This is a genomic window from Geodermatophilus amargosae (assembly GCF_041028265.1).
GTDB lineage: Bacteria > Actinomycetota > Actinomycetes > Mycobacteriales > Geodermatophilaceae > Geodermatophilus > Geodermatophilus amargosae_A.
This window is the reverse complement of sequence record NZ_JABGCW010000003.1, coordinates 231,006-255,503: the sequence shown is the minus strand read 5'-3', so window position 1 is coordinate 255,503 and position 24,498 is coordinate 231,006. Positions and strand designations below refer to the sequence as shown.

Below are 24,498 nucleotides of genomic sequence, written 5' to 3'. Positions count from 1 at the left end.
GGCGCCGTGACCCCCTCCCTCCTCCTGCGGGCCGCGCTGCTGGGCACCGCCGCCGGGGGCCGCAGCTCCCTCGGTCTCGCCACGCCCGCGCTGACCGCCCCCTCGCGCCTGCCGTGGCCGGTGCGCCTGGCCGCCGTCGCCGCCGTGACGGGGGAGGTGACGACCGACAAGCTGCCGGGCACGCCGTCCCGCACCCTCCCGCCGAGCGTCGCCGTGCGGCTGGCCTCCGGAGCCGGCGGGAGCGTGCTGCTGGCCCGGCGGGGCGGCGGGAGCGGCGTGCTGCCGGTCCTGGCCGGGGTGGCCGGCGTCGCGGCGGGCACGCTCGGGGGCGCGCGCTGGCGGCGCTGGGCGGGACGGCGGGTGCCCGACTGGCAGGCGGCGCTCGCCGAGGACGCCGTCGTCCTCGCGCTGGCCGCGCTGGCCTGCCTGCCCGGACGCCGGGGCCGGGGGCGCGGGACAATGGGTGCATGAGCGAGCAGACGCAGGCCCCCACCGAGACGAAGAGCGTCGGCAAGCGGGCCAACGAGCTCAACACCCTGATCCGCTACACCATGTGGTCGGTGTTCCGGCTCGCCCGGCCGCTGGCCGACGACCAGCGCACCGCGGCCGCCGACGAGGTCGCCGGGCTGTTCGAGGAGCTGGCCGGCAAGGGCGTCGTCGTCCGCGGGACCTACGACGTCGCCGCGCTGCGGGCCGACGCCGACGTGATGGTCTGGTGGCACGCCGAGACGCCCGAGGCGCTGCAGGAGGCCTACACCCGGCTGCGCCGCACCCAGCTGGGCCGCTCGCTGGACCCGGTGTGGTCGCAGATGGCGCTGCACCGGCCGGCGGAGTTCAACCGCAGCCACATCCCGGCGTTCCTCGCCGAGGAGGAGCCGCGGCGCTACGTCTGCGTGTACCCGTTCGTGCGGTCCTACGAGTGGTACCTGCTGCCCGAGGAGGAGCGGCGGGACATGCTCAAGGAGCACGGCATGCAGGCCCGGCCCTACCCCGACGTGCGGGCCAACACGGTGGCCTCGTTCGGCCTCGGCGACTACGAGTGGATGCTCGCCTTCGAGGCCGACGAGCTGCACCGCATCGTCGACCTCATGCGCGACCTGCGGGCCAGCCGCGCCCGCCGGCACGTGCGCGAGGAGGTCCCGTTCTACACCGGCGTCCGCAAGCCGGTCGCCGAGCTGGTCCGCGACCTCGCCTGAGCGCGAGCCCGCGGATGATCAGGTGACCTGATCGTGCTGCGTCCTGGCTCGGCGTCGGCGGTGAGCCAGGACGCGCCACGGTGAGCCAGGACGGCGGTGCAGCGCCCGAGACGCAGCGAGGGCGGCTCCCCGGCAGGGGGAGCCGCCCTCGGGCTGCTGCGGGCGCTCAGCCCTCGGCGGGCTGCAGCCGGATGCTCACGGAGTTGATGCAGTAGCGGTCGCCGGTGGGCGTCTGCGGGGCGTCCTCGAAGACGTGGCCGAGGTGGCTGTGGCAGGTGCCGCACAGGACCTCGACGCGGGTCATGCCGAGGCTGCGGTCCTCGCGGAGCACCACGTCGTCGGCAGCCGACGGCTCGTAGAAGGACGGCCAGCCGCAGTGCGAGTCGAACTTGGTCTCCGACCGGAACAGCTCGGCGCCGCAGGCGCGGCAGGTGTAGACGCCGACGGTCTTCGTGTCGACGTACTCACCGGTCCACGGCCGCTCGGTGCCGGCCTGGCGCAGCACCGCGTACTCCTGCGGGGACAGCTGGGCGCGCCACTCCGCGTCGCTCTTGGTCACCTGGGGCTGCGAAGGGGACGTCGTCATGCCAGGAGGAACGGGTCGCGTCGCGGCCTGATTCCCCGCGTCACCGGCCCGGACCGGCCTCGCGCACCCGCACGGTCGCCCGCGCACCTCCCGATCGCGCAGCTCGCTCCGCACGCCGTCCACCACGTCACCGGGGCCCGGGACCGAGGAGGGCCTCCCTGGCGGCGCCCCGCCATCCCGTGACCCCGGGTGGCGGGGCGCCGCCGTGCGCACGGGGAGACTGGGCGGCGTGACACCGTCCGACGCGCCCCTGGCCGACACCTGGTTCTCCCGCGACCTGCCCGTGCTGCGGGCCGTCGCCCGGCTGGTGGACGAGCCGAAGCACGGCGGTGCGCCGTACCTGCTCGGCTCCGTCGTCCCGGGCAGCGGGCTGCCCAAGGAGCAGGTGGTGGCCGCGGCGAAGGCGCTCGCGGCGGCAGGCTACATCGAGCCGCTGACCAACCACGCCGGCGACATCGTGCGGATCACCGGGATCTCCGCCGAGGCGCGGCGGCTGGCGGGGCTGTGGCCGACCCCGCAGGGGGAGTGGGAGCGACTGCTGGAGCAGGCGCAGATCCGGGCCGAGCGGGCGCCGACGGACGTGGAGCGGGAGCGCTGGCGGGCCTTCGCCGACGCGGCACGGGCGGTGGGCCCGGACGCGGGGGCGCTGCTCATGCAGGCGCTGGTCGGCGGCTACGTGCCCCGGGGGCGCTGACCGTCCGGCCCCGGACGCGACAGCGCCCCCGCCCGGCGGACCGGGACGGGGGCGCTGTGCTGATCAGGAGATCAGAGCGGGGTGACGTTCGCCGCCTGCGGGCCCTTCTGGCCCTGCTCGACGTCGAAAGCGATCCGCTGGCCTTCGTCGAGCGAGCGGTACCCGCTGGTCTGGATGGCCGAGTAGTGGACGAACACGTCAGGTCCGCCACCGTCCGGGGTGGCGAAGCCGAACCCCTTCTCCGCGTTGAACCACTTGACAGTTCCTTCGGGCATTGCTCGCTCCTAGCTGCGATGGTGCATCGGGGTCCTGCCAGAGCGCAGGGCCTTCCCGACGCGAGGAACCCTAGCCGTCCGGAGCGCTCTTGCCGACCCCTGGGTCCCCGCGTGGCGGGTTCGACCTGCACTCCCTCACGCTGAGCGACCTCCCGGCGGGGTCGTTCGGCCGTCCGGGGACGGCGCTCACCCACCCGGGCGGCGCCGCTGATCACGCGTGGGCGGGGCGACGAGCGCGGTCTTGCGGGAATCGTGCGGTTGCGCGCAGCGGGGGCTGCGGTGCGGCGGTCAGTGTCGTCCTCGCCGGGACGGACCCGGTCCGCCGACATCGAGGAGCCCGTCATGGAGACCACCGCGCGCCCGCTCGTGCTCGTCGAGCTGAGCGACCTCGACACCGCCGACCTCGACGACCTGCTGCGCGCCGAGCTCGAGGAGCCGGTGATCGCGCAGGTCCCCGACGCTCGGGCCGACGAGCTGGCCGCCGACGAGCTGGCCGCCCTCCTGGCCGACGTCCTGCGCTCCACCGGTACCGCCGCGGCCCTGGCGCACCGCCTCGGCGCGCACGCCGCCCTGCTCGCCGACTAGAGCCGGCTCCGGCCCGCCGGTCCTGGCCCCCGCACCACGGGGGCGCGGGGTCCAGGACCCGGCGGTCACGACTCGCAGCCGACGCCGTCGTCGTCGCGGTCGAACTTCGGGTCCCAGCCCGGGTCGCCCGGGTGGATGGGAGCGGCCCCGGCCGCCTTGACCTCGGTGCAGTTGGCGTACGTCGTCCCGCCCACCGGGGCCGGTGCGGGGGCCGGAGCCGGTGCGGGAGCGGGTCGGGGTGCGGGTGCCGGGACGGGCACGGGTGCCGGAGCCGGGCGCGGCGTCGTCGGCACGGGACGTGCGGTCGTCGGCGCAGGCGCCGGCGTGCTCGGCGCGGCGGTGGTCGGGGCCGCCTGCCGCACGGGAGCGACCACACCGCCGGGCAGCGGCTCGGCCGGGCAGGTGCTCAGCACGGTGGCCACCGCGTTGCGCTCGGCCTGCGTCATCCACAGCCCGTAGCCGACCTTCACCGCGACCTGCCGGGCCACGTAGGCGCAGCGGTGGGAGCGGTCCGGCGGCAGCCAGGTCGCGGCGTCGCCGTCGCCCTTCTGCACGTTGAGCGGGCCGTCGACGGCGAGCAGGTCGAGCGGGTCGTTGGCGAACCGGGCGCGCTGGGCTGCGTCCCACTGCTGGGCGCCCTTCTGCCAGGCGTCCGACAGCGCGACGACGTGGTCGATCTGGACGTCGTCGCTGGTGGTCTGCCCCCGCTGGAAGGCGATGGTCCGCCCGGAGTAGGGGTCGGCGAGCGTCCCGGTGAGGACGACGCAGTCGCGCGAGCCGGGCTTGAACGTCTCGCCGGTGAGGTCGCGGGCGAGCACGTCGTTGCGGGTGTCGCAGCCGTTGCGGTCGGTGTCGACCCAGCCGGCGCCGAACAGGTCGCGGTCGTAGCCGGTGCGCGGGGCGCGGCCCTGCACCGGGACGGCGGCGAGGGCGGCGAGCGCGGTGGTGGGTGCGGCGGTCCCGACGGCGGTGTCGGTGGCGGTGTCGGAGAGCAGCCCGGCAGCGGAGTCGACCGGGGCGACGGCGGACTCGCGGGTCTCCGCCTGCTGCAGCGCGGCCTCGGCCGCGGCGACCTCCGCCTCCGCGGCGGCGCTCTGCTCGGCGGCGGCGCTCTGCTCGGCGGCCGACGAGGTGCCCGGCGCGGTCGGCGACGTGCTCGCGGGCTCCGAGGCGGCGGTCGGTTCGGTCCGGGGTGCGGTGACTCCGCCGACGACGACCGCGGCGAGGCCCGCGGCGAGGACGGCACCGCCCACGCGGCGCGAGGCGATGAACGCCCACCGCGCGCGGCCGGCGACGACCGCGCCGAGGCCGACGAGCAGGGCCGCGAGGCCCAGCATCGCGAGCCCGCCGCCGATCCCGCCGGTGGCGACCCCGGCGACTCCCAACAGCAGGACCACGGCGGCGAGGACCCCGAGGACCGCGTGCCGCCGGCCGGACCCGGCAGGGGACGGTGCCGCAGCCGGGGGAGCGGGGGCCGGTACCGGGACCGGCCAGGCGGCGGTGTCCTGCCGGGGCGGGACGGGAGCCGGCGCGGGAACCGGAGCGGGCACGCGGTGGCGGGCGTCGTCGGTGAACGCGACGAGGACCTCGACCGGATCGGTCCCGGCGAAGGGGAACTGCACGTCGACGGTGGTCTCGACCGCGCCGGGCAGGGCGGCGGCGAACGCGCGGTCCCCCTTCGCGCTCGACGTCAGCCTGGCGCCGTCGGCGTAGAGGGTGACCGTGCGGCCCGACGGCGTCGTGGACACCAGGCGCAGGTGGGTGGCGCTGCTGCCCTCGCGCGGCGGGACCACGTCGAAGCCGAGCGCTGCGGCCTTCGACACCACCGCGCGCATCGGCGTCTCCGGCGAGCGCCGGCGGTGGTGCCGCAGGATCGCCTGGACGGCAGGGTCGGACAACGACGACATGAGCTCTCCTCCCCGTGTGCTCTGACGCACCGGCCCGCCATGGTGCGGGTCCGGGACCCCGCGGTACAGGAACCGCAGGACCCCTGGGGCGGGTGGGGAGACTGCGCCGGGAGCGCCGACTCAGCGCGCGGAGCCGACCGGCCGCCCGGAGCGGCGGGAGCGGACCAGGGCCGACGCGCCGAGGACCGTGCCGGCCAGCCCCAGCGCCACGGCCACCACCGCTCCCGCGAGCCCGTTGCCGGTGCCGAGACCGCCCGCGGCGTTGACGGCGTGCAGCCCGCCGACGACCGCGCCGGCCGGCCCGGCCACCAGGGCGACGAGCGCGGCCGTCCGAGCGGAGCGGGCCAGGGCCAGCCCCCCGACGACCACGCTGACCAGCCCGACGACGGCGGCCGCGGTGGGCACGGACCGCCCGGTGCCGAGCTCGTAGCCGGCGGCGACGGACGACGGCGTGGTGAGCAGGTGCAGGACGGACATCGGGTACTCCCTCGGTCGACCGGGACGGACGCCGACGATCGTCGCGTCGCCGGCACCGGGTCGTCGTCGGCCGGCGGTCGGCCGTGCCTCCGCCCCCGGGCGTACCCGGCCCGCCCGGCACCGCGCCGGCGGACGTGGGTCCGCGCGCGGCCGGGGGGAGTCGGAACGGGGTCCGCGGACCCTAGGCTCGCGGCCATGCCGGGCCGAGCCGAGCAACTCCGCCTGCCCGTCTGGGCGCAGGACCAGCTGCTCGCGGCGTTCGTGACCGTCATGCAGGTCCAGGGCACCGTCACCCGGACCGCCGGGGACCCGGCGACGGTCCTGCGCCCGCTCGCCGACCTCGGGCACCTGGGCTACGTCCTGCTGGTCGCCGGCGGCGCCGTCGTGGCGGTGCGCCGCCGCTGGCCGGTCGCGGTGTTCGTCACGACCGCGCTCACGAGCCTGGCCTACTACGCCCTCGACTTCCCCGACGGGCCCGGGTGGCTCGGGCTCTTCGTCGCCCTCTACACGCTCACCGGCCTCGGCGACGGACGCCGGTCGCTGCTGACCGCCGGGGTGGGCACCGCCGTCCTGGCCGCCGGCTGGCTGACCGCCGCCGCCGACGTCGAGCCGCCGGCCGCGATCGGGTGGGTGTTCTTCCGGATCGGCGCCTCGGTCATGAGCGCCGCGCTCGGGGAGAGCGTCCGCTCGCGCAGGGAGGTCGCGGCCGAGGCGCTGCAGCGCGCCGAGCTCGCCGAGCGCACCCGCGAGCAGGAGGCGCGCGCCCGGGTCGACGAGGAGCGGCTGCGGATCGCGCGCGAGGTCCACGACACCGTGGCGCACGCCCTCGCCGTCATCACCGTGCAGTCCGGCGTCACCGCGCACGTGCTCGACCGGCGGCCGGACCGGGCCCGCGAGGCCCTGGAGGCGATCGCGCGGACCAGCTCGGAGGCGCTGCAGGACATGCGGGCCGTCCTCGGGGTCCTGCGCGACGACGACGGCCGGAGCCCGCACCCCGGCCTCGGGCGGATCGGGGAGCTCGCCGCCCGGGCGCGGGAGGCCGGGCTCGACGTCCACCTCCAGGCGGCCTCGCCGCCTCCGCCGGTGCCCGGCGCGGTCGGGGGCGCCGTGTACCGGATCCTGCAGGAGGCCATCACCAACGTGATCCGGCACGCCGGGCCGACCCGGGTGAGGGTCGCGGTGGACTACGGCACCGACGCCGTGCAGGTGCGCGTGACCGACGACGGCCCGCGGGAGGGTCCGGGGACGGCCCCCGGCACGGACGGGACGGGCCGGGGGATCGTCGGCATGCGGGAGCGCTGCCGGCTCCTCGGCGGCGAGTTCGACGCCGGCCCGCGGCCGGGCGGCGGCTTCGCCGTCAGCGCCCGGCTGCCGCTGACCCCGGTGGGGACGGGCGGGTGACCACCCTGGACCGCGCTGTCCCGATCCGGGTGCTGCTCGCCGACGACGAGGCGCTGGTGCGCTCGGGGTTCCGGCTGCTGCTCGAGACAGAGGACGGCATCACCGTGGTGGGGGAGGCGGCCACCGGCGCCGACGCCGTGGCGCAGGCCCGCGCCCTGCGCCCGGACGTGGTGCTGATGGACGTCCGCATGCCGGGGATGGACGGCATCGAGGCCACCCGGCGGATCGCCGGCGACGACCGGCTGCGCGGGGTCCGCGTCCTCGTCCTCACCACCTACGACACCGACGCCCACGTCTACGAGGGCCTGCAGGCCGGTGCCAGCGGGTTCCTGCTCAAGGACGCCGGCCCGGCCGAGCTGCTGCACGGCGTCCGCGTGGTCGCGGCCGGGGAGTCGCTGCTCGCACCGCGGATCACCCGCCGCCTCATCGCCCAGTTCACCGCCCGCCGGACCGCCGACGCGGCCGCGGCCGACCGGCTGGCCGTCCTCACCGACCGGGAGCGCGAGGTCCTGGCGCTGGTGGGCCAGGGCCTGAACAACGACGAGATCGGCGCCGCGCTGTTCCTCAGCCCGGCGACCGCCCGCACCCACGTCAGCCACGCCATGGCCAAGCTCGGCGCGCGGGACCGGGCACAGCTGGTCGTCGTCGCCTACCGGACCGGCCTGGTCGCCCCGTAGCGACCGGCCGGGCGGGGGCGCTCAGGCCGGCACCTGCTCGTCGAGCCAGTCGAAGACGCGCTCGCCCCGCAGGCCGACCGCCGTGGGCTCGCAGTGCGCGTCGGCGCCCTCCTCCGCGGTGAAGCGCAGCAGCGTCACCGGGCAGGTCAGCTTCGCGGCCAGCTGCGCGGACTGCCCGGGCCAGAAGTGCTCGTTCTCGGGGTCGGTGACCAGCATCGGGCAGCGGATCGCCGCCAGCTGCTCGTCGGTCAGGGCGTAGGCGCGCGCGGCGGTGAAGAAGTCGAACGGCGAGGTGGTGCCGTAGGGCCGCATGCGCCACTGCAGCATCGTCCGGGTGGCCGGCGACAGCTTGAGCGCCCAGCGCATCTCGGTGTCGAACCGGTCGCGGTCGCCGGAGTCCAGCATCCGCACGAGGTGGTGCGGCAACTGGCCGAGCATGGTGGTGGAGACGTCGACGACGCCGGGGTCGGCGACCGCCGCGGCCACCCGGTGCTCGACGGACAGCGCCCGCGGCACCCAGTAGCCGCCCTGGCTCACGCCCATGACGGCGATGCGCGCGGGGTCGACGTCGGGCCGGGCGACCAGCGCGTCGAGCACCGGGGTGAGCACGTGCTCCCAGTCCGGCCGGAACGGGAGGCGCTGCCGCACGAGGGCGGCGTTCTGGCCGGGGCCGTCGTAGGTCACGGCGTTCCAGCCGCGCGCCAGCGCGTCGGCGATGCCGCGGGTCCAGGCGCCGACGACCGAGCCGTCGCTGCCGTTGGTGAGGACGAGGGTGCGGCGCGGCTCGTCCGGCGGACCGGAGCGGAAGAGGTAGCCGGGCAGCGTGGTGTCCTCGTAGGGGACGGACAGCCGCTCGACGGCCACGTCGCCGACGGCGTCGGTGAGGTCGACGAAGCGGTCCCATGCGTCGCGGTGCCGCTCCCAGAGAGGGGTGAACTCGCCGGTGGCGTCGGCCTGGTCGGTCGCCTCGGACCAGTAGCCGGCCGCCCGCAGCCAGCGCGCCGCCGCGGTGCGGTGGTGCCCCTCGGCCTCGGCGGCCCGCGCCTGGGTGGCCAGCCGCTCGGCGGTGGCGCTCCACTGCTGCACCCAGGCCCGCCGGTCGCCGTTCGGGATCCTGTCGACGGTGGCCAGCACCTCGCCGACGTCGGCGGCGTGGGACCAGGTGGCGCCGAGGACGCCCTCGACGGCGAACTGGAGGTCGGGGTCCTTGAAGAACGCGTGCACGTCTGTCTCCGATCGCTGGGGGAGACCGCACCGTCCCGGCGCCGGCTCCAACGCGGCTCCAACGCCGGTTCCAACGCCGACGAGGGCGTCCTTGGAGCCGGGAGGCCCACGGTGGCGGCACCGATCGCCCACCGGGGGCGGTCCGTGGGAAGGACCTGCGATGCGCACCTCGACCCTGCTGCTGTCCGCCTCCGCCGGCGCGCTGCTCACCCTCGGGGCGGCCGGCGGCACCGCCCTGGCCGACCCGGGCACCCCGACCGCGGCCGCGGAGCCGGGGGCCGTCTCCGTCTCCGTCGCGTCGGCCGCGCCGGGGCAGACGGTGCGCGTCTCGGGCACCTGTCCCACCCCGTCCGACGGGTCCCAGCCGGAGGTGCAGTCGGTGACGTCGACGGCGTTCACGGGGCCGGAGACGTTCTCGAAGACCGACCCGACGGCCTTCGACGGGACCGCCACGATCGCGCAGGACGCCGCCGCGGGCGCGCACCCGGTGCTGCTGACCTGCAGCAACGGCACGGCGTCCACCACCGTCACGGTCACCGGCGGCGGCTCCCCGACCCCGACCCCCACGCCGACCCCCGAGCCCACACCCGCGCCGTCGGGCGGTGCGGCGGGCGGGAACGCAGCGGGTGGTGCGGACACCGGGACGGGCCCCGGTGCCGGCAGCGAAGACGGCACCGCGGACGGCGGCGCGGGCGGCGACGTCGTCGTCGAGAGCCAGGGCGGTTCCGGCGACGTCCCGTGGGGCTGGGTGACCGCCGGCGGGATCGTCGTCCTCGGCGCGGGCGTGGGCACGACGTACGCGCTCACCCGCCGGTCGGGACGGGGCCCCGGGACGCCGTCCGGCCCCGCCTCCGCCTGACCGGCCCCGTCCGACCACACCACCGATACCGCCACCGACCCCCGAGGAGGACCGTGGACGCCTACGTGCAGGACCTGGTCACCGTGCTGCAGCGGAACGGGCAGCGCCCTGTCCTGCGGTACGCCGGCACCGACACCACGGCGGCCGAGCTCGTGGCCGCCGTCTCCCGCTACGCCCGCGCGCTCGCGTCCCTGGGCGTCGGCCCGGGCGACCTGGTCGCGGTGTTCGCCCCGAACCGGCCCGAGGCCCTGGCCCTCCGCTACGGGGCGCACCTGGCCGGGGCCGCCGTCATGTACCTGCCGGCGCCGCCCGACCGCGACCGGAGGGCGCGGCTGGTCACCCAGGTCGACCCGCGGCTGCTGGTCGTCTTCCCCGAGACGGCCGGCCTGCTGCCCGACGACGTCGCGGTGCCGGTGGCGGCGGTCGGCGCGGTCCCCGGGATCGCGCTGCGGCTGGACGCCCTGGCCGCCGGCCTCGACGAGCGTCCGCCGCCCTGCCGCGCCCGCCCGGGCGACCTCGCGGTGGTCATCCCCTCCGGCGGCACCACCGGGGTGCCCAAGGGCAGCCGGCGCGACGTCGCCACCTACACCGCGATGGTCGCGGGTCCGCCCCGCGCCGACCGCCGGCAGCTGGCCAACGGCTCGCTGGCCCACCTCACCCAGGTGCTGGTCGACCAGACCCTGCTCGGCGGCGGCACCGTCGTGCTGCAGGACTCCTACGACGCGGCGGCCACGCTGGCGGCGATCGAGCGCGAGCGCGTCACCGACCTGTTCCTCGTCGAGCCGCAACTGTTCGACCTGATGGACTCCCCCGGGGTGGCGCAGCACGACCTCGGCTCGCTGCGGACGCTCACGCACATCGGCGCGCTGGCCCCGCCGATCCTGCGCGCCCGGGCCCGCGCCCGGCTCGGCCCGGTGGTCGCCCACACCTACGGCGCGAGCGAGGTCGGCATCGTCAGCGCGCTGTCGGCGGCCGAGCACGACCGGCCATCCCGGTTCTCCAGCGCCGGGCGCGTCTTGCCGGGGGTGCAGGTCCGGTTCCGGCGGCCCGAGGGGACGACCGACCCGCGGGCGGGGGCGATCGAGGTCCGGTCGCCCGGGATGGCGGCGGGCTACCGGAACCGGCCGGACTCGCAGGCCGCGGCGTTCGTCGACGGCTGGTACCGCACCGGCGACCTGGGCTGCCTCGACGACGAGGGGATGCTGCACGTGCTGGGCCGCGTCGCGGACGCGGTCGGGCCCGGGTCGGTGCTGCCGGTGGACCTGCAGGAGACGGTGTGCCGCCTGCCGTCGGTGCGCTACGCCGTCGTCGTCCCCGACGCCGGCCGCGGCGTGCGCGTCGTGGCCGCGGAGGCCTGGCCGGGCGGGGAGGTGGACGTCGCGTCGTGCCGGGTGGCGGTCACCGCCGTGCACGGCCGGGAGGTCGCGGCCTCCGTCCAGGTGCTGCCGGTCGGCCGGGTGCCGCTCACCGAGCAGGGCAAGCCCGACCGGGGAGCCATCCGCGCGGGGGCCGCCGTCGCCGGCCCGCCGGCCTGAGCCGGGGTCAGGCGGGTGCGGGGACCGCGCCCGTCGGGTCGACGACGTCGGCCAGGGTGAGCCGGGCACCGTCGGCGCGCGCCCGCTCCGCGGCGCCCGGGTCGAGCGCGGCGGTGACGTCCCGCAGGACGTCCGGCGTCGCCTCGAAGGCCGGCCAGCGCAGACCGTTGCGCAGGGCCTGCGTGCGGGCCGCGGCGAACAGCCGGACCGCCTCCTGGGCCCGGCCGGCCATCGCCGTGGCGACGCCCCGCAGCTCGAAGGCGACCGGCCCGTCGGACGTGCCCAGCACCAGGCGGTGGCCGATCATCCGGTCGGACCAGGACAGGGCCGCCGCAGCGTCGCCGGAGCGGATGGCGGCGACGACGGCCATCCCGGCCACCAGCAGGGCCACGTGCACGTTGCCCAGCGCCAGCGCCCGACCGTGCAGGGCCGTCAGCCGGGCGCCGGTGAGGACGCCGGCGCCGCTGTCGACCAGGGCGGCGCACGTCTCGGCGAGCAGGGCGAGGTCGGCGTCCCCGCCACCGGCCCGCGCCGCCGCCGCCACCGAGCCGGCGACGGCGCGCGCCGGCTCCAGCGCGCCGGCCACCACCAGGGAGTGCGCCAGCAACGCCTGGACCTCCGCGACCGTGCGCGACCGTGCCTCCGCGGTGCCGTCGAGCAGGTCCGCGGCGACGGCGAGGTGCCCGGCGGCGAGGTCGTCCTGGCCGCCGGAGGAGAGGTGGTGGGCGAGGGTGAGCCGCACGAGCGCCGCCGACAGCGGGTCGGCCAGGTGCTCGGCCTCCAGCGCCCGCTCGGCCCAGGTGCGGCCCTCGATGGTCTTGCTGCGGAAGTACCAGAACGTGCCCAGCCGGCCGGCGAGCCGCACCCCCTCGGCCGAGGGCGCCTCCACCAGCAGGTACTGCAGCGTCGCGCGCAGCGTGGGCAGGTCGTCGTCGAGGGCGTCGAACCACGCGGTCTCCGCCATGCTCCCCAGCGGGGGCTTGGCGAGGGTCAGCGCGGTCGTCCACCCGTCGCGCAGGGAGCGGAGGGCGGGGGTGTCCGCGCCGGCCGCGTGCGCCGCGTGCCCGCGCACGGTGGCCAGCTGGGCGAACCGCGACGGGCCGCCCGGCCGTGCCGGCCCGAGCGGGACCAGCAGCGAGTGGTGCACCAGGCGGGCCACCAGGTCGGCGGTGGCCGTGCCCGGGCGCGGTCCCGCGTCCGGGCCCCCGAGGACGGCGCCGGCGGCGGTCACGGTGAACGGGCCGGGCAGGACCGAGGCGGCGCGGTGCAGCTCGGCCTCGTCGGCGGGCAGCAGTGCGTAGCTCTGCTCGATGGCGGCGCGCACCGTGCGGTGGTGGTCGCTGCCGCGTCCGGTCCGCGCCAGCGAGCTGGGGTCGGCGGTGACCTGGTGGGCGATCTCGTCCAGGCTGAACGCCCGCGCGCGTGCCGCCGCGAGCTCCAGGGCCAGCGGCACGCCGTCGACGGCGGTGGCGATCCGCACCACCGCGCTGAGCAGGCCCAGGTCCTCCCGGTCGGCGCCGGCGGCGGCCAGCCGGTCCAGCAGCAGGGCGACCGCGGGGGAGGCGGTGACGTCGTCGTCCCCCTCGGGGAGGAGCAGCGGGCCGAGCCGGTGCAGCTGCTCGCCGTCGAGCTCGAGCGGCTCCCGGCTGGTGGCCAGCACGGTGAGCCCGGTGGCGCCGGAGGACCAGTCGTCGACCAGGTCGGCCACCGGGTCGAGGACCTGCTCGCAGTTGTCGAGCACGAGCAGCGCGCGCCGGTCGCGCAGGTGCGCGCGCAGCGCGTCGGCGGGCCGGTCGGTGTCGGCGGGGGCGAACCCCAGCGCGGACACCACGGTGGACAGGACGGTGACGGGGTCACCGGCCGCGGTGAGGTCGACGAACCAGACGCCGTCGGGGAACCGGTCGGCGACCGTGCGCGCGACCTCGATGGCCAGGCGCGTCTTCCCGCACCCGGCCGCGCCGACCAGGGTGACCAGCCGGGATCCCGTCACCAGGCGGGTCAGCTCGTCCAGCTCCCGCGCCCGCCCCACCAGGGACGCGGTGCGGTGCGGCAGGTGCACCGGCCGCGGAGCGGCCCGCTGCTCCGGGGCGGCCGACCGCGGGGGAGGGACCGGCGGCGCCGGCCGGGCGGGCGCCGCCGGGCCGGCCAGCGCCGGGTCCTCGGCGAGCATCCGGCCGTGCAGCTCGCGCAGCTCCGGTCCCGGCTCGAGCCCCAGCTCGTCGCGCAGCACCGCGCGGACCTGCCGGTAGCTGCGCAGCGCCTCCTCCGGCCGGCCGAGGCGGTGCTGGGCGAGCATGCGCAGGCTCCACAGCCGCTCGCGCAGCGGCGTCTCGGCCACGGCCGCGCCCACCTCGAGCAGCGCCCGCTCCGGGGCGCCCTCGGCCAGCAGCGCCTCCACCAGCAGCTCGCGCAGCTGGTCGCGCAGCTCCTCCAGCCGGGCGACCGCGGCGGTCGCCCAGGGCTCGTCGGCCACCGTCGGGTAGGGCCGCCCGCGCCACAGCGCCAGCGCCTGCTCCGCGGCCCGGCCGGCCTCGTGCGGGCGGCCGGCGGCCAGCAGCGCCCGCGCCTCGGCGGCGAGCGCGGCGAACCGCCGCGAGTCGAGGGTCGCGGGGTCGGCGACCAGCCGGTAGCCGCCCGGCTCGCGCACCAGCACCGCCGAGGGGGCGCCCGGCCGCCGGCCGGGCTCGAGGGCCTTGCGCAGCCGCCAGATGTGCGAGTCCAGCGTCGACGGCGAGCGGGCCGGGGAGTCCGTGCCCCACATGGCCTCGGTGAGCGCGTCGACGCTGACCTGCCGTCCCGCGTTGACCAGCAGCAGCGACAGGGCCGCGGCGAGGCGGGTGCCCCCGAGGGCGACCGGCGTCCCGGCGCGGCGCACCTCGAGCGGTCCCAGGTCCCGGAAGGACAGCACGTCGGCCGTGGAGTCGCCGTCCACGATGGTCCCCCTCGCGTGCCACCCCCGTGCCCGCGACGACGGCGGTCCGGCACCCCTCCCGGGAGCGGCTGCGCCAGGGCGCGCGACCACCGTCGATGACGCTGCCGCGTCGGACCACTGCGTACCGCACCCGGCCCCGCTCCGGTAGGGGGTTGCGGCTCCGCGCCGTTCCCTCGTTGGAGTGCATTTGGAGCGACCGGCCGCAGGGTTCCCCGACCGATGCGCCCCACCGTGGGGCCCGAGTCCAGGGGGAGCCCGTGACGAGCGTGCGAGAGACCAGTGGGGACACCGGGGGACACGGCGGACGGCGCGGGCGGCTGTCCCGGCGCGGGTTCCTCGTCGGGTCCGGGACGGCGGCCGCCGGCGTCGCGGTCGCGACGGTCACCGCTCCGGCACCGCCCGCCGCCGCCGGGCCGCCGTCCGGGACGGGCAGCCCGGTCCCCGCGGCCGAGGTCCGTCCCGGTGACCCGCGGTACCCCGCGCTGGTGACGGGGTTCAACCAGCGGTTCACCGGCACGCCCGCGGCGGTGGTCGTGGTGACCACCGAGGACCAGTGCCTGCAGGCCGTCCGCGCCGCGGTCGCCGCCGGCCGGCGGATCACCGTGCGCGCCGGCGGCCACTGCTACGAGGGCTTCGTGACCGACAACCCCGGCGGGGTGGTCCTCGACGTCTCGGGGATGCGGGCGGTCACCCGGACCCCCGACGGCGGCATCCGGCTGGAGAGCGGGTGCACGAACTGGGACGTCTACGAGCTGCTGTACAAGAGCCACGGCGTGACGCTGCCCGCGGGCTCCTGCTACTCGGTGGGGCTGGGCGGGCACGTCGTAGGCGGGGGCTACGGGCTGATGTCCCGCGAGCACGGCCTGACCGTCGACCACCTGTCCGCCGTCGACGTGGTGGTCGTCGACGCCGACCGGTCGGTGCGGCTGGTCACCGCACGCCGCGGCGACCCGCGGACCGGGGACCTGTTCTGGGCGCACACCGGCGGCGGGGGCGGCACCTTCGGCGTCATCGTCGCGTACACCTTCCGCGACCTGCCGGCACCGCCGCCGACCGTCCAGCTGGCGACCACCACGTGGCAGTGGAGTGCCCTGGACGCGGCGTCCTTCGCCACCCTGCTGCGCAACTACGGCGGCTGGCTGGCCGCCAACAGCGCGCCCGACAGCCCCGGCCGCCGGCTGTTCGGGCTGCTCAAGCTCTCCCACGTCTCCGCCGGCACGGTCACGCTGCTGACCCAGGCCTCCGGTGAGGACCCCGCGCTGCTCGACTCGTTCCTCGCCGCGCTCGACGTCGGCATGCCCACGGCCGCGCTGCCCACGACCACGCGGCGCACCATGCCGTGGCTGCAGGCGACCCAGACGCTCAACGGCTCGGGTCCCAACCAGCGGGGCAAGTACAAGTCGGCCTACATGCGCCGGCCGTTCCCCGACCGGCACGTGGCGGCCCTGTACGCCGCGCTGACCGACCGGGCCTATCGCAACCCGCAGGCGCTGGTGCAGGTGGACACCTACGGCGGCCGGGTCAACGCCGTCGCGAGCGGCGACACGGCGGTGTCGCAGCGGTCGTCGATCATGAAGCTGCAGTACCAGACCTACTGGACCGACCCGGCCGAGGACGAGCTGCACCTCGGCTGGATCCGCCGCTGCTACGCCTCGGTGTACGCCGACACCGGCGGCGAGCCGGCGCGCGACGACGTCACGGACGGCTGCTACGTCAACTACCCCGACGTCGACCTGCGGGACTGGCCGACCCTGTACTTCGGGCCGAACTACCCCCGCCTGCAGGAGGTCAAGGGCCGGTGGGACCCCACCGACCAGTTCTCCCACGCCCAGTCGGTGCGCCCGCCGGGTCGCTGACCGCGTGCACCGTCACCGGGCGGCGGTGGGCGCGGGGCGCGGGACGGCGGCGAACAGGTCGACCAGCGCGTCCCAGCGGTTGCGGCGGCCCGGCGGGAACCGGCGCAGGGAACGGGCGCGGCGCGCGCTGCCCTCGGGATAGCGCCGCCGCGCCCACGGCGACCCCGGCCGGGCCAGCCGCAGCGCGGCGACGAGGGCCACGAACGGCACGAACACGCCCACGACGCCGAGCACCACCCGGCCCTTGAGGACGGCGACGAGTGCGGCGGCGACGTGCACCAGCAGCGTCAGCGCGAGGAAGCCCTCGCCCCGTGTCGCGTCTGCGTCGAACGGGTTCGCGCCGATCAGCAGCATCAGCCCGACCACCAGCGCGATCAGCACCGCGTCCACCGAGCTGCGGCCCTCGCGCGACCAGTACACGTCCTCCAGGTGCAGCCACAGCGCGAACTCGTCGAGGGTCAGGGCCGCGCCGGTCCCGAACAGCACGGCGAGCAGGGCGCCACCCGCGCCGTCCGGACGCCAGGCGAACTCGGCCGTGCCGGTGCCCAGGAGCAGGAAGATGCCGTAGACCTCGTGGTGCACGTGCACCCCGCCGACGCTCGCGTCCCGGAACGGTCCGCGGCCGGTCCGGATGGCGTGGGTGACGAACCTGGTGGCCAGGAAGGCCACCAGGAAGCCGAGGACCAGCCAGGCGACCAGCTCGCGGCGGCCGCTGAGCACCGGCAGCAGTTCCGGGTCCAGGTCCACGCCGCCTCCTCGCCGCGTCGGGCAACTCCGGCGATCGTGCCGTCGTGGTCGCCGCCGTGGGGACCGTGTGCGCGTGCCTTCCGCTGGGCTCCGGGACCCGCGAGGATCGGTACGCGCTCCGGCGGAGGGGAGGACCCGCGTGGACGACGTCGTGTCGATCGACACGCTGGCCGCCGTCGCTGCCGTCTCGCTGGTCGCGGCCGTCGTCGTCGGGCTGTTCCCGCGCCTGCCGGTGCCCCAGGTGGTGCTGCTGCTCGCCGGCGGCATGCTGCTCGGCCCGCACGCCCTCGACGTCGGGGCGGCGCAGGACGTGCGGGTGCTCGCCGACGTCGGGCTCGGCTTCGTCTTCCTGCTGGCCGGCTACGAGCTCGACCTCCGCCTGTTCCGCGAGGACGCCGGCCGGCGGGCGCTGCTGGCCTGGTTCGTCTCGCTCGGGCTGGGGCTCGGGGTGGTGGGGGTCCTGGCCGCCACGGGCGTGGTGCGGGCGTTCCTGCCGGTGGCGCTCGGGCTGACCACCACCGCGCTGGGGACGCTGCTGCCCGTGCTGCGCGAGAAGGGGCTCCTCGGCGGCCGGCTCGGGCGGTACCTGCTGGCCACCGGCGGGGTCGGCGAGCTGTTCCCCGTCCTCGCCATCGCGGTGTTCCTGGGCAGCCAGGGCCGGCTCGCCGCTCTCGCCTCCCTGGCCGCGGTCGCCGTCCTCGCCGTCGTGCTCGGCCTGCTGCGCCGCGGGGTCCGGGAGGGCGGCCGGCTGGCCACCGTCGTCGCCGCGGGGCAGGACGACACCGCGCAGATCACCCTGCGCGCCACGGTGCTGCTGCTGATCGCGCTCATCGCCCTCACCGACCAGTTCCACCTCGACGCGGTGCTCGGCGCCTTCCTCGCCGGCGTCGTGCTGCGGCAGTGGGTCGGCAGGGCCGCACCCCAGCTGGAGGCCAAGCTCGACGCGGTGGGGTACGGCTTCTTCGTCCCGGTCTTCTTCGTCTCCTCGGGCATGGCCCTGGACCTCGCCTCGATCGCGGAGGCGCCGCTGCGGCTGCTGCTGTTCTTCGCGCTGATGCTCGCCGTCCGCGGCGGCCCGGCGCTGCTGGTCTACCGACGCGTGCTCCCGGCGCGGCAGCGGGTGCAGACCGCGCTGGTGAGCGCGACGGCGCTGCCCGTGCTGGTGGCGCTCGCCGAGATCGGCCTGCGCAGCGGCACGATGCTGCCCGAGAACGCCGCCGCGCTGGTCGGGGCGGGCGTGCTCACCGTGCTGCTGTTCCCCGCGCTGGTCGTCGTCCTGGACCGGCGGCCGGCCGCGGCGGCGCCCGTCACGGCCGCCGGCGGCCCGGCGGGCACCGGATGAGCGCGCCGCGACCCCGGCCGTGACGGCGGCCGCTGCTGCCGCCGCCGGGCTGGCGGTGCTCGCCGCGGCGCTGTTCGCCCTGGCGTCGGCGGTCCAGCAGCGCACGGCGGCGGCGGTTGCGGAGGGACCGGGCGGCAGCCTGCGCCTGGTCGCGGCCCTGGCCCGGTCGCCCCGGTGGTGGGCCGGGACGCTCGCCGACACCGGGGGCTACGTGGCACAGGCGGCCGCCCTCGGCCTGGGGTCGCTGCTGCTGGTGCAGCCGCTGCTGGTCACGACCGTGCTCTTCGCGCTGCCGCTGGGCGCCCGGTGGGCCGGACGGCGGCTGGGCCGGGCCGACTGGGGATGGGCCGCGGTGCTCGTCGTGGCGCTGGCGGCGTTCGTCGTCACGGGCGAGCCCACCGCCGGGGCCGACGCGGCCGCCTGGCGCGACTGGCTGCCGGCGTGGGCGGTCCTCGGCGCGGCCGCCGGAGCGTGCCTGCTCGGTGCGGCGCTGCGGCGGGGGACGCCCCGCGCGGTCCTGCTGGCCCTCGTCACCGGGTTGGCCTACGGCCTGGCCGCCGCCCTCACCAAGGGCGTGGTGGACCTGCTCGGCGACGGCGTGGCCGCGGTGCTCACCTCGTGGAGCACCTGGCTGCTGGCCGCGGCCCTCCTCGGCGGGACGCTGGTCCAGCAGGCCGCGTTCCAGGCCGGTCCGCTCGGCGCCTCGCTCCCCGCGGCCACGGTCGGGGAGCCGGTGGTCGGCGCGGCGCTCGGCATCACCGTGCTCGGTGAGCGGCTGCGGGCGGGCGGGGCGGAGTGGGCCCTCGTCGCCGTGCTGGTCGCCGCCATGGTCGCGGCCACGGTCGCGCTGGCCCGGTCCGCCGCGGCCGCGGGAGCGGCGCCGTAGGGCTCAGCCCACCGGTGCGCCGGCGCGGCGGCGGGCCAGCAGCGCGAAGACGAACGGCGGCAGGGACAGCACCCCGGTCGCCAGCGCGAGCAGGGCCACGTAGACCACGGGATCGCCGGTGGCCAGCTGGCTCGGCGGCACGAACCCGAGCAGGAAGGAGGCCAGGCAGCCCAGCAGCCCGACGCCGCCGACCAGCCACACGCCGGGCAGGCCGCCGGGGATCCGGTAGGGCCGGGGCACGTCGGGACGGGTGTGCCGCAGCCGGATGACGCTGGCGAACACCAGCGCGTACATCGCCACGATCACCTGCGCGGTGACGGCCGAGAGCATCCAGTACGAGGTGCTGACGCTCGGCACGACGACGAACAGCAGCACGAACACGGTGCCCGCGAGGCCCTGCACCACCAGCAGCGCCACCGGGACGTCGTTGCGGTTGGTCCGCCCGAACCGCCCCGGCGCGAGCCCCTCGCGGGCGACGACCGCGACGCCCTTCGCCGGTCCCAGCACCCACGGCGTGAGGTGGGCGACGCCGCCGAGGACCACGAGGACCGCCAGGGGCGGCAGCAGCCAGCCGATCGAGAACCGGTCGAGCACGCCGGCGAACAGCTCCATGGTCCCGGACACCAGGCTGATCTCGTGCCGCGGCAGCACGAAGGCCATGAACAGCGAGCCGAGGACCGAGAAGGTGACCGTGACCGCGACGGCCAGCGCGATCGCCCGCGGGACGGTGCGGCCGGGGTCGCGGGTCTCGCGCGCGTGGAAGCCGGCCATCTCCATGCCGGTGAACAGCAGGATGATGCCGCCGAGGAACGCCAGGTCGCCCAGCGAGACGTCGGGCACCAGCGCGCCGGCCGAGAAGGGGATCTGCGAGGCGTCGCCCCGCAGGAGGAAGGCCGCCCCGAGGACGACGACGAGCAGTGCCGGCAGCAGCGAGCCGGCGACGGTCCCCACGGCGCCGATGACCGCGGAGGTGCGCGCGCCCCGCAGCGCCGCGGCCGTGGTGCCCCAGAAGACCACGAGCATGACGACGACGAGGTAGGTCTTGTCGTCGGCCAGCGACGGGTCGACGGCGTACGCCGAGGAGGCGGCGATGAACGACAGCACGGTGGGGAACCAGGCGACGTTCTCGGCGTAGTCGCACCACACCGCGAGGAAGCCGGTGCGCCCGCCGAAGGCCTCCTTCACCCAGGCGTAGACGCCGCCGTCGTGGGGGAAGGCGGTGCCGAGCTCGGCCGCGGCCATCGAGACCGGCACGAGGAAGACCAGGATCGACAGCGCGAACAGCAGCAGCATCGACCAGCCGTACTCGGCCATGACCGGCAGGTTCCGCGCGCTGACGATCGACGCGACGTTGATCATCGCCAGCGCCAGGACGCCCAGCCGGGCGGTGCGCGCCGGCCGCGTCACCGGGCGCCCTCGCCGGCCAGCGCCGCGCGCAGCCGCCGTCGCGGCTCCTCGCCCCCCGGGCCCTGCAGCAGCACGGTCGCGTCGTCCAGGGTGAGCACCTCCCCGCTGCCGCGCGGGCGGGTCCGCGCCTCGAACCGCCGGGCCGCGGCGTCCCGGTCCCCGGCCGAGGCGAAGCGGTCGACGACGACGGTGGCCGCGTCGCCCGGGCAGGACACGGCCACCGTGTGGGCGTGGCCGCCGAGGCTGCCGCCGGGCAGGTCGCGCGCGACGTCGGCGGTCCCGCAGATCCGCAGGCCGGCCGCCGTCACCGCGCGCTGGACCGCGTCGAGGGAGCCGGGGCCGAACGGCGCCCGCTCCCGGCCGGCCCACTGGACGACGGCGAGCGCGGCCAGCAGCGCGGCGAGCACGACGCCCGTCCCGAGGACCGTGCCCGCCCGCCTCACGCCGCCGCCCGTCCCGACGGGTCCGCGGGCGCCGGCACACCACCCACGGCCCGGGGCACCAGCAGCGACCCCAGCCCCGGGACGGCGAGGAAGCCCTCCGCGCCGGCGTAGCGCAGCCCCACCCGCGGGAGGTCCGCGCGCCGCCGGACGGCGAGGACGCGGGGCAGCCACTCGGGGTCGAACCGCTCGTTGAAGTCCCGCAGCGAACGGATCTGGAAGAACGGGTTGAGCACGCCGACGGCCCAGCGGGCCGCGCGCTGGGCCGGGGTGAACTCGACGTCGTCGGCGAACAGCCGGCCCCACATGGCGAAGTTCATCGACAGCCGCGCCACGCCGCGGGCGCCGAGGGCGGCGGCGGTCTCGGCGATGAGGAACTCGGTCATCCCGTTCGGGGCGTCCGGGTCGTGCCGCATCAGGTCCAGCGTGTAGCCGAAGGACGGGCCGTACGCGGGCACCAGCCGCAGGAAGCCGCCGGGCACGCCGCGCTCGTCGAGCGCCACGCAGAGGAGGAACTGCGGGTCCGCGCCCGCGCCGCGCACGTCCTGCGACAGCGTCATCGTGAACCCGCGCTCGGGGGCCTTGCCCCGCCAGCGCGCGCTGATCGCGTTGAGCTGGTCGACCAGCGCCGGCGGCGCGTCGGTCTCGGCGACCAGCCGGAACCGGTGGGTGCGGCCCACCCGCCGCACGGCGGCCCGCAGCCCCTTGTGCGCCGGCCCGTCGAGCAGCGGCTTCCGGCAGTCGATGACCGCCTCGTCGCCGAGGTAGACCGACGTGAACCCGCGCGAGGCGTAGAGCGGCATGCTGGCCTCGCGGACCGCGAGCAGCGCCGGCGTCCAGGCGCGCTCGTCGCACAGGGCGAGGAACTCGTCCACGACCCGCACCACCGACTCGCGGGCCCCGACGGGGTCCCCGGACACCAGCGCGTAGCCGTTCAGGTAGGTGTAGGCCACGAAGGCCTCGCCGTCGCTGGAGAAGAAGAAGCTCTTGTCGTCGCGCAGCGAGAAGTAGGCCAGCGTGTCCCAGCCGTAGGTGTGCACCAGGCGGGAGGCGTGCTCCCAGTCGTCCTCGGTGTGCGGCCGGCGGGCGGCCAGCGGCCGCAGCAGCAGGACGCCTCCGACGACGAGCCCGGCGATCCCGAGGGCGAGCAGCGCGGCGGGGAGGAACCGGCTCAGGAACTCCGACCGGTAGGTGTAGGGCCCGTCGAGGCCGACCAGCCCGCCGAGCACCGTCCGCAGCGCGCCGCCCGGGGTCGGGCCCGGCTCGACGCGCGAGCGCTCGGCCCACAGCGTCGTCAGGCCGAACAGCAGGACGCCGCCCAGGTACAGCGGCAGGACGTGCAGCAGCCGCAGCAGCGACGGCGGGTCGCCGGGCGCGCGGAAGGCCGACCGGGCGCAGCCCAGCGCGACGAGCATCGCCACGCAGAGGGCGACGGCCACCGGGTGCGGCCCCTTGACCGCGTGCGCGACCGCCCCGACCGCGAACAGCACGACGGCCAGCTGCCAGGCGCGCTGCTTGCGCCGGGCGAGCTGCGAGGCGAGCAGGAGGAGCAGCAGCCCCGCCACGACCGAGGTCACCGATGCGGCGACGGGGACCCCCAGCGGGTCGACGTCGACCGCTCCGCTCCCGAGCCGGTCGTGCACGACCGGGAGCCGGACGGCGAGCTGCAGGACGCCGCACAGCGCGGTGAGCCCCGCGAGCAGCCGGACGGTGGTGGAGCGGGACCCCGCCCGCGGCGGCGGCGCGGGGATCGGGTGCGCCGAGGGGGCGAGGTCGGGGAGGGCGACCACCGAGGCGCCGGTCGCCGTCGCCGGCACGGGGGTGGGCGGCACGAGCGGGCGCGGGGCGCCACCGGGCCCGCCGCCGGGCGGCGGCCCGGACTCCGGCCGCAGGGTCGGGAAGAGGATGACCTCGCGGATGGAGTCCACGCTGGCCAGCAGCATCACCAGGCGGTCGATGCCGATGCCCAGGCCCCCGGTGCAGGGCATGCCGCGCTCGAGCGCCCGCACGTAGTCCAGGTCGACGTCGCCGGCCTCGGGGTCCCCGTGTTCCTTGGCGCGCGCCTCCGCCTGGAAGGCGGCCAGCTGCTCCACGGCGTCGTTCTGCTCGGAGTAGGCGTTGCACAGCTCGAAGCCGGCGACGATCAGTTCGAAGCGCTCGACGTAGGCGGGGTCGTCGCGGTGGGTGCGGGCCAGCGGGGAGACCTCGCGCGGGTAGTCGACGCAGAACACCGGGCCGACGATCGAGTGCTGCACGCGCTCGTCGTAGACCTCCTTCATCAGCCGGCCGGCACCCCAGCCGGCCTCGTACGGGAGGCCGAGCCGGTCGAGCACGGCGCGGGCCTCCTCGACGGGCATCGCCGGGTGCATCTCGGCGCCGGTGACCTCGGCGATCACGTCGGCGAAGCGCCGGCGGGGCCACGGCGTCGCGCCGAGGTCGATGGCGTGCCCGCCGTAGTGGACGGTGAGGTCCTCGCCCAGCGCGGCCCGGGCGGCGGCGGTGACCAGGCCCTCGACCAGGTCCATCATGTCGGTGTAGTCGGCGAAGGCCTGGTAGGCCTCGAGCATCGTGAACTCGGGGTTGTGGCGGGTGTCGATGCCCTCGTTGCGGAAGACCCGGCCGATCTCGAACACCCGCTCCATCCCGCCGACGATCAGCCGCTTGAGGTGCAGCTCGAGGGCGATCCGCAGGTAGAGGTCCAGGTCGAGCGCGTTGTGGTGGGTGACGAACGGCCGGGCGCTGGCCCCGCCCTGGATGCTCTGCAGCACCGGCCCCTCGACCTCGGTGAAGCCGCGGTCCTCCAGGTGCCGGCGGATCGCGCGCACGGCGGTGTGCCGGATCCGGAAGACCTCGCGGGTGCGTTCGTTGACCTCCAGGTCGGTGTAGCGCTGCCGGTAGCGGGTCTCGACGTCGGGGAGACCCCGGTGCGGGTCCGGCGGCGGGAGCAGGGCCTTGCCGAGGACGGCGAAGTCCTCGACGCACACCGACAGCTCGCCGCGCCGGGTGGTGACCACCGTGCCCTCGGCGCCGAGCCAGTCCCCGCGGTCGACGTCGTCGAACTCGGCGTGCCGGTCGGCGCCGAGCACCGAGCTGTCCACGAACAGCTGGACGGTGCCGGTGCGGTCGCGCAGCGTGGCGAAGGTCAGGTGGCCCTGCCGGCGGACCAGCTCCAGCCGGCCGGCCACGTGCACGCGGTCGGTCGTCCGCGAGTCCGGCGCCAGCCCGGCGTACCGGGTGTGCAGGCCGGCGGCGGTGGCGTCGGTGGGGTAGCGGTAGGGGAGCGCCCTCCGGTCGTGCAGGGCCCGCAGCTTCCGCAGCCGGTGGGCGCGCTGGTCGGCCGCGGTGCCGGTCCCGCCGGACGGCGCCTCGCCGGGGTGGTGCGGTCGCGCGGGCGGGGCCATCGGTGTCCTCCCTGGTGGGTGCGGGGTGTCGCGACCCGGACTGTGCCGCCGCCGTCTCCAACGAGACTCCA

21 protein-coding genes are annotated in these 24,498 nt (G+C 77.0%); 11 read left to right on the top strand and 10 right to left on the bottom strand.

The annotated features are described in order from the left end of the window. Positions 1-6: 6 nt before the first annotated feature. Positions 7-471: a hypothetical protein gene (locus HLV61_RS04515; RefSeq protein ID WP_369253194.1), complete on the top strand. Its 465-nt coding sequence runs from the start codon at positions 7-9 to the stop codon at positions 469-471. After that, positions 468-1,196, top strand: a complete 729-nt coding sequence (hemQ, locus tag HLV61_RS04510) for a hydrogen peroxide-dependent heme synthase (RefSeq protein WP_369253193.1) — start codon at positions 468-470, stop codon at positions 1,194-1,196. The genes HLV61_RS04515 and hemQ overlap by 4 nt, the downstream gene beginning before the upstream one ends. A 166-nt stretch (positions 1,197-1,362) precedes the next feature. Here the strand turns inward: hemQ and msrB are convergent, their stop codons facing one another. Next, positions 1,363-1,782: a peptide-methionine (R)-S-oxide reductase MsrB gene (gene msrB, locus HLV61_RS04505; RefSeq protein ID WP_369253192.1), complete on the bottom strand. Its 420-nt coding sequence runs from the start codon at positions 1,780-1,782 to the stop codon at positions 1,363-1,365. Between the two features lie 229 nt (positions 1,783-2,011). Here msrB and HLV61_RS04500 point away from each other — a divergent pair, with 229 nt between their 5' ends. Then, entirely contained in the window at positions 2,012-2,476 is a 465-nt protein-coding gene (locus HLV61_RS04500; RefSeq protein ID WP_369253191.1) for a hypothetical protein, read from the top strand. Positions 2,477-2,547: 71 nt separating this feature from the next. On the opposite strand, the gene HLV61_RS04495 is transcribed toward HLV61_RS04500, so the two are convergent. Beyond that, positions 2,548-2,751: a cold-shock protein gene (locus tag HLV61_RS04495; protein WP_093582180.1), complete on the bottom strand. Its 204-nt coding sequence runs from the start codon at positions 2,749-2,751 to the stop codon at positions 2,548-2,550. 342 nt (positions 2,752-3,093) lie between these two features. Here HLV61_RS04495 and HLV61_RS04490 point away from each other — a divergent pair, with 342 nt between their 5' ends. Then, positions 3,094-3,336, top strand: a complete 243-nt coding sequence (locus tag HLV61_RS04490; RefSeq protein WP_369253190.1) for a hypothetical protein — start codon at positions 3,094-3,096, stop codon at positions 3,334-3,336. Positions 3,337-3,401: 65 nt separating this feature from the next. Here the strand turns inward: HLV61_RS04490 and HLV61_RS04485 are convergent, their stop codons facing one another. Both HLV61_RS04485 and HLV61_RS04480 read right to left on the bottom strand, forming a co-directional pair. Continuing rightward, positions 3,402-5,243 (bottom strand): GmrSD restriction endonuclease domain-containing protein, encoded by a 1,842-nt coding sequence (locus HLV61_RS04485; protein ID WP_369253189.1) that lies wholly within the window; start codon positions 5,241-5,243, stop codon positions 3,402-3,404. Positions 5,244-5,363: 120 nt separating this feature from the next. Further along, the gene (locus HLV61_RS04480) at positions 5,364-5,720 is read right to left on the bottom strand and encodes a DUF6223 family protein (RefSeq protein WP_369253188.1); all 357 of its coding nucleotides are present in this window, start codon (positions 5,718-5,720) and stop codon (positions 5,364-5,366) included. 195 nt (positions 5,721-5,915) lie between these two features. On the opposite strand from HLV61_RS04480, the gene HLV61_RS04475 reads away from it, so the two are divergent. Further along, the gene (locus HLV61_RS04475) at positions 5,916-7,121 is read left to right on the top strand and encodes a sensor histidine kinase (protein ID WP_369253187.1); all 1,206 of its coding nucleotides are present in this window, start codon (positions 5,916-5,918) and stop codon (positions 7,119-7,121) included. Next, a complete protein-coding gene (locus tag HLV61_RS04470; protein ID WP_369253186.1) occupies positions 7,118-7,798 on the top strand; it encodes a response regulator transcription factor in 681 nt (226 codons plus the stop codon). Before HLV61_RS04475 ends, HLV61_RS04470 begins: the two co-directional genes overlap by 4 nt. 21 nt (positions 7,799-7,819) lie before the next feature. Here HLV61_RS04470 and HLV61_RS04465 read toward each other — a convergent pair whose 3' ends face one another. Beyond that, a complete protein-coding gene (locus HLV61_RS04465; RefSeq protein ID WP_369253185.1) occupies positions 7,820-9,022 on the bottom strand; it encodes an alpha/beta hydrolase family protein in 1,203 nt (400 codons plus the stop codon). 160 nt (positions 9,023-9,182) lie between these two features. Between HLV61_RS04465 and HLV61_RS04460 the strand changes: the two genes are divergently transcribed. Further along, the gene (locus tag HLV61_RS04460) at positions 9,183-9,881 is read left to right on the top strand and encodes a hypothetical protein (RefSeq protein ID WP_369253184.1); all 699 of its coding nucleotides are present in this window, start codon (positions 9,183-9,185) and stop codon (positions 9,879-9,881) included. A 53-nt stretch (positions 9,882-9,934) separates the two neighbouring features. Continuing rightward, positions 9,935-11,416, top strand: coding sequence for a class I adenylate-forming enzyme family protein (locus tag HLV61_RS04455; protein WP_369253183.1), 1,482 nt, complete (start codon positions 9,935-9,937; stop codon positions 11,414-11,416). Between the two features lie 7 nt (positions 11,417-11,423). Here the strand turns inward: HLV61_RS04455 and HLV61_RS04450 are convergent, their stop codons facing one another. After that, positions 11,424-14,348 carry a BTAD domain-containing putative transcriptional regulator gene (locus tag HLV61_RS04450; RefSeq protein ID WP_369253182.1) on the bottom strand — a complete coding sequence of 975 codons (2,925 nt, stop codon included), beginning with the start codon at positions 14,346-14,348 and terminating at the stop codon, positions 11,424-11,426. A gap of 257 nt (positions 14,349-14,605) precedes the next feature. Here HLV61_RS04450 and HLV61_RS04445 point away from each other — a divergent pair, with 257 nt between their 5' ends. Next, a complete protein-coding gene (locus tag HLV61_RS04445) occupies positions 14,606-16,204 on the top strand; it encodes an FAD-binding oxidoreductase (RefSeq protein WP_369253181.1) in 1,599 nt (532 codons plus the stop codon). A 12-nt stretch (positions 16,205-16,216) separates the two neighbouring features. Here HLV61_RS04445 and HLV61_RS04440 read toward each other — a convergent pair whose 3' ends face one another. Then, the gene (locus tag HLV61_RS04440) at positions 16,217-16,951 is read right to left on the bottom strand and encodes a hypothetical protein (RefSeq protein ID WP_369253180.1); all 735 of its coding nucleotides are present in this window, start codon (positions 16,949-16,951) and stop codon (positions 16,217-16,219) included. A 139-nt stretch (positions 16,952-17,090) separates the two neighbouring features. Here HLV61_RS04440 and HLV61_RS04435 point away from each other — a divergent pair, with 139 nt between their 5' ends. Next, positions 17,091-18,293, top strand: a complete 1,203-nt coding sequence (locus HLV61_RS04435) for a cation:proton antiporter (protein WP_369253179.1) — start codon at positions 17,091-17,093, stop codon at positions 18,291-18,293. A 19-nt stretch (positions 18,294-18,312) separates the two neighbouring features. Beyond that, complete coding sequence (locus HLV61_RS04430) at positions 18,313-19,179, top strand: DMT family transporter (RefSeq protein WP_369253178.1); 867 nt, start codon at positions 18,313-18,315, stop codon at positions 19,177-19,179. A gap of 3 nt (positions 19,180-19,182) precedes the next feature. Here HLV61_RS04430 and HLV61_RS04425 read toward each other — a convergent pair whose 3' ends face one another. The 3 genes from HLV61_RS04425 to lysS are packed head-to-tail and all read right to left on the bottom strand — an operon-like array spanning position 19,183 to position 24,427. After that, positions 19,183-20,586, bottom strand: coding sequence for an amino acid permease (locus tag HLV61_RS04425; RefSeq protein ID WP_369253177.1), 1,404 nt, complete (start codon positions 20,584-20,586; stop codon positions 19,183-19,185). Next, the gene (locus HLV61_RS04420) at positions 20,583-21,029 is read right to left on the bottom strand and encodes a hypothetical protein (protein ID WP_369253176.1); all 447 of its coding nucleotides are present in this window, start codon (positions 21,027-21,029) and stop codon (positions 20,583-20,585) included. The genes HLV61_RS04425 and HLV61_RS04420 overlap by 4 nt, the downstream gene beginning before the upstream one ends. Beyond that, on the bottom strand, positions 21,026-24,427 hold the full coding sequence (lysS, locus tag HLV61_RS04415) for a lysine--tRNA ligase (protein WP_369253175.1): 3,402 nt from the start codon (positions 24,425-24,427) through the stop codon (positions 21,026-21,028). Before lysS ends, HLV61_RS04420 begins: the two co-directional genes overlap by 4 nt. Positions 24,428-24,498 lie beyond the last annotated feature (71 nt).

Bases quoted from the DNA above. Each gene is read 5' to 3' on its own strand.
- hemQ (WP_369253193.1), top strand. From the start codon at position 468: ATGAGCGAGCAGACGCAGGCCCCCACCGAGACGAAGAGCGTCGGCAAG.
- msrB (WP_369253192.1), bottom strand. From the start codon at position 1,782: ATGACGACGTCCCCTTCGCAGCCCCAGGTGACCAAGAGCGACGCGGAG.
- HLV61_RS04495 (WP_093582180.1), bottom strand. From the start codon at position 2,751: ATGCCCGAAGGAACTGTCAAGTGGTTCAACGCGGAGAAGGGGTTCGGC.
- HLV61_RS04490 (WP_369253190.1), top strand. From the start codon at position 3,094: ATGGAGACCACCGCGCGCCCGCTCGTGCTCGTCGAGCTGAGCGACCTC.
- HLV61_RS04485 (WP_369253189.1), bottom strand. From the start codon at position 5,243: ATGTCGTCGTTGTCCGACCCTGCCGTCCAGGCGATCCTGCGGCACCAC.
- HLV61_RS04480 (WP_369253188.1), bottom strand. From the start codon at position 5,720: ATGTCCGTCCTGCACCTGCTCACCACGCCGTCGTCCGTCGCCGCCGGC.
- HLV61_RS04475 (WP_369253187.1), top strand. From the start codon at position 5,916: ATGCCGGGCCGAGCCGAGCAACTCCGCCTGCCCGTCTGGGCGCAGGAC.
- HLV61_RS04460 (WP_369253184.1), top strand. From the start codon at position 9,183: ATGCGCACCTCGACCCTGCTGCTGTCCGCCTCCGCCGGCGCGCTGCTC.
- lysS (WP_369253175.1), bottom strand. From the start codon at position 24,427: ATGGCCCCGCCCGCGCGACCGCACCACCCCGGCGAGGCGCCGTCCGGC.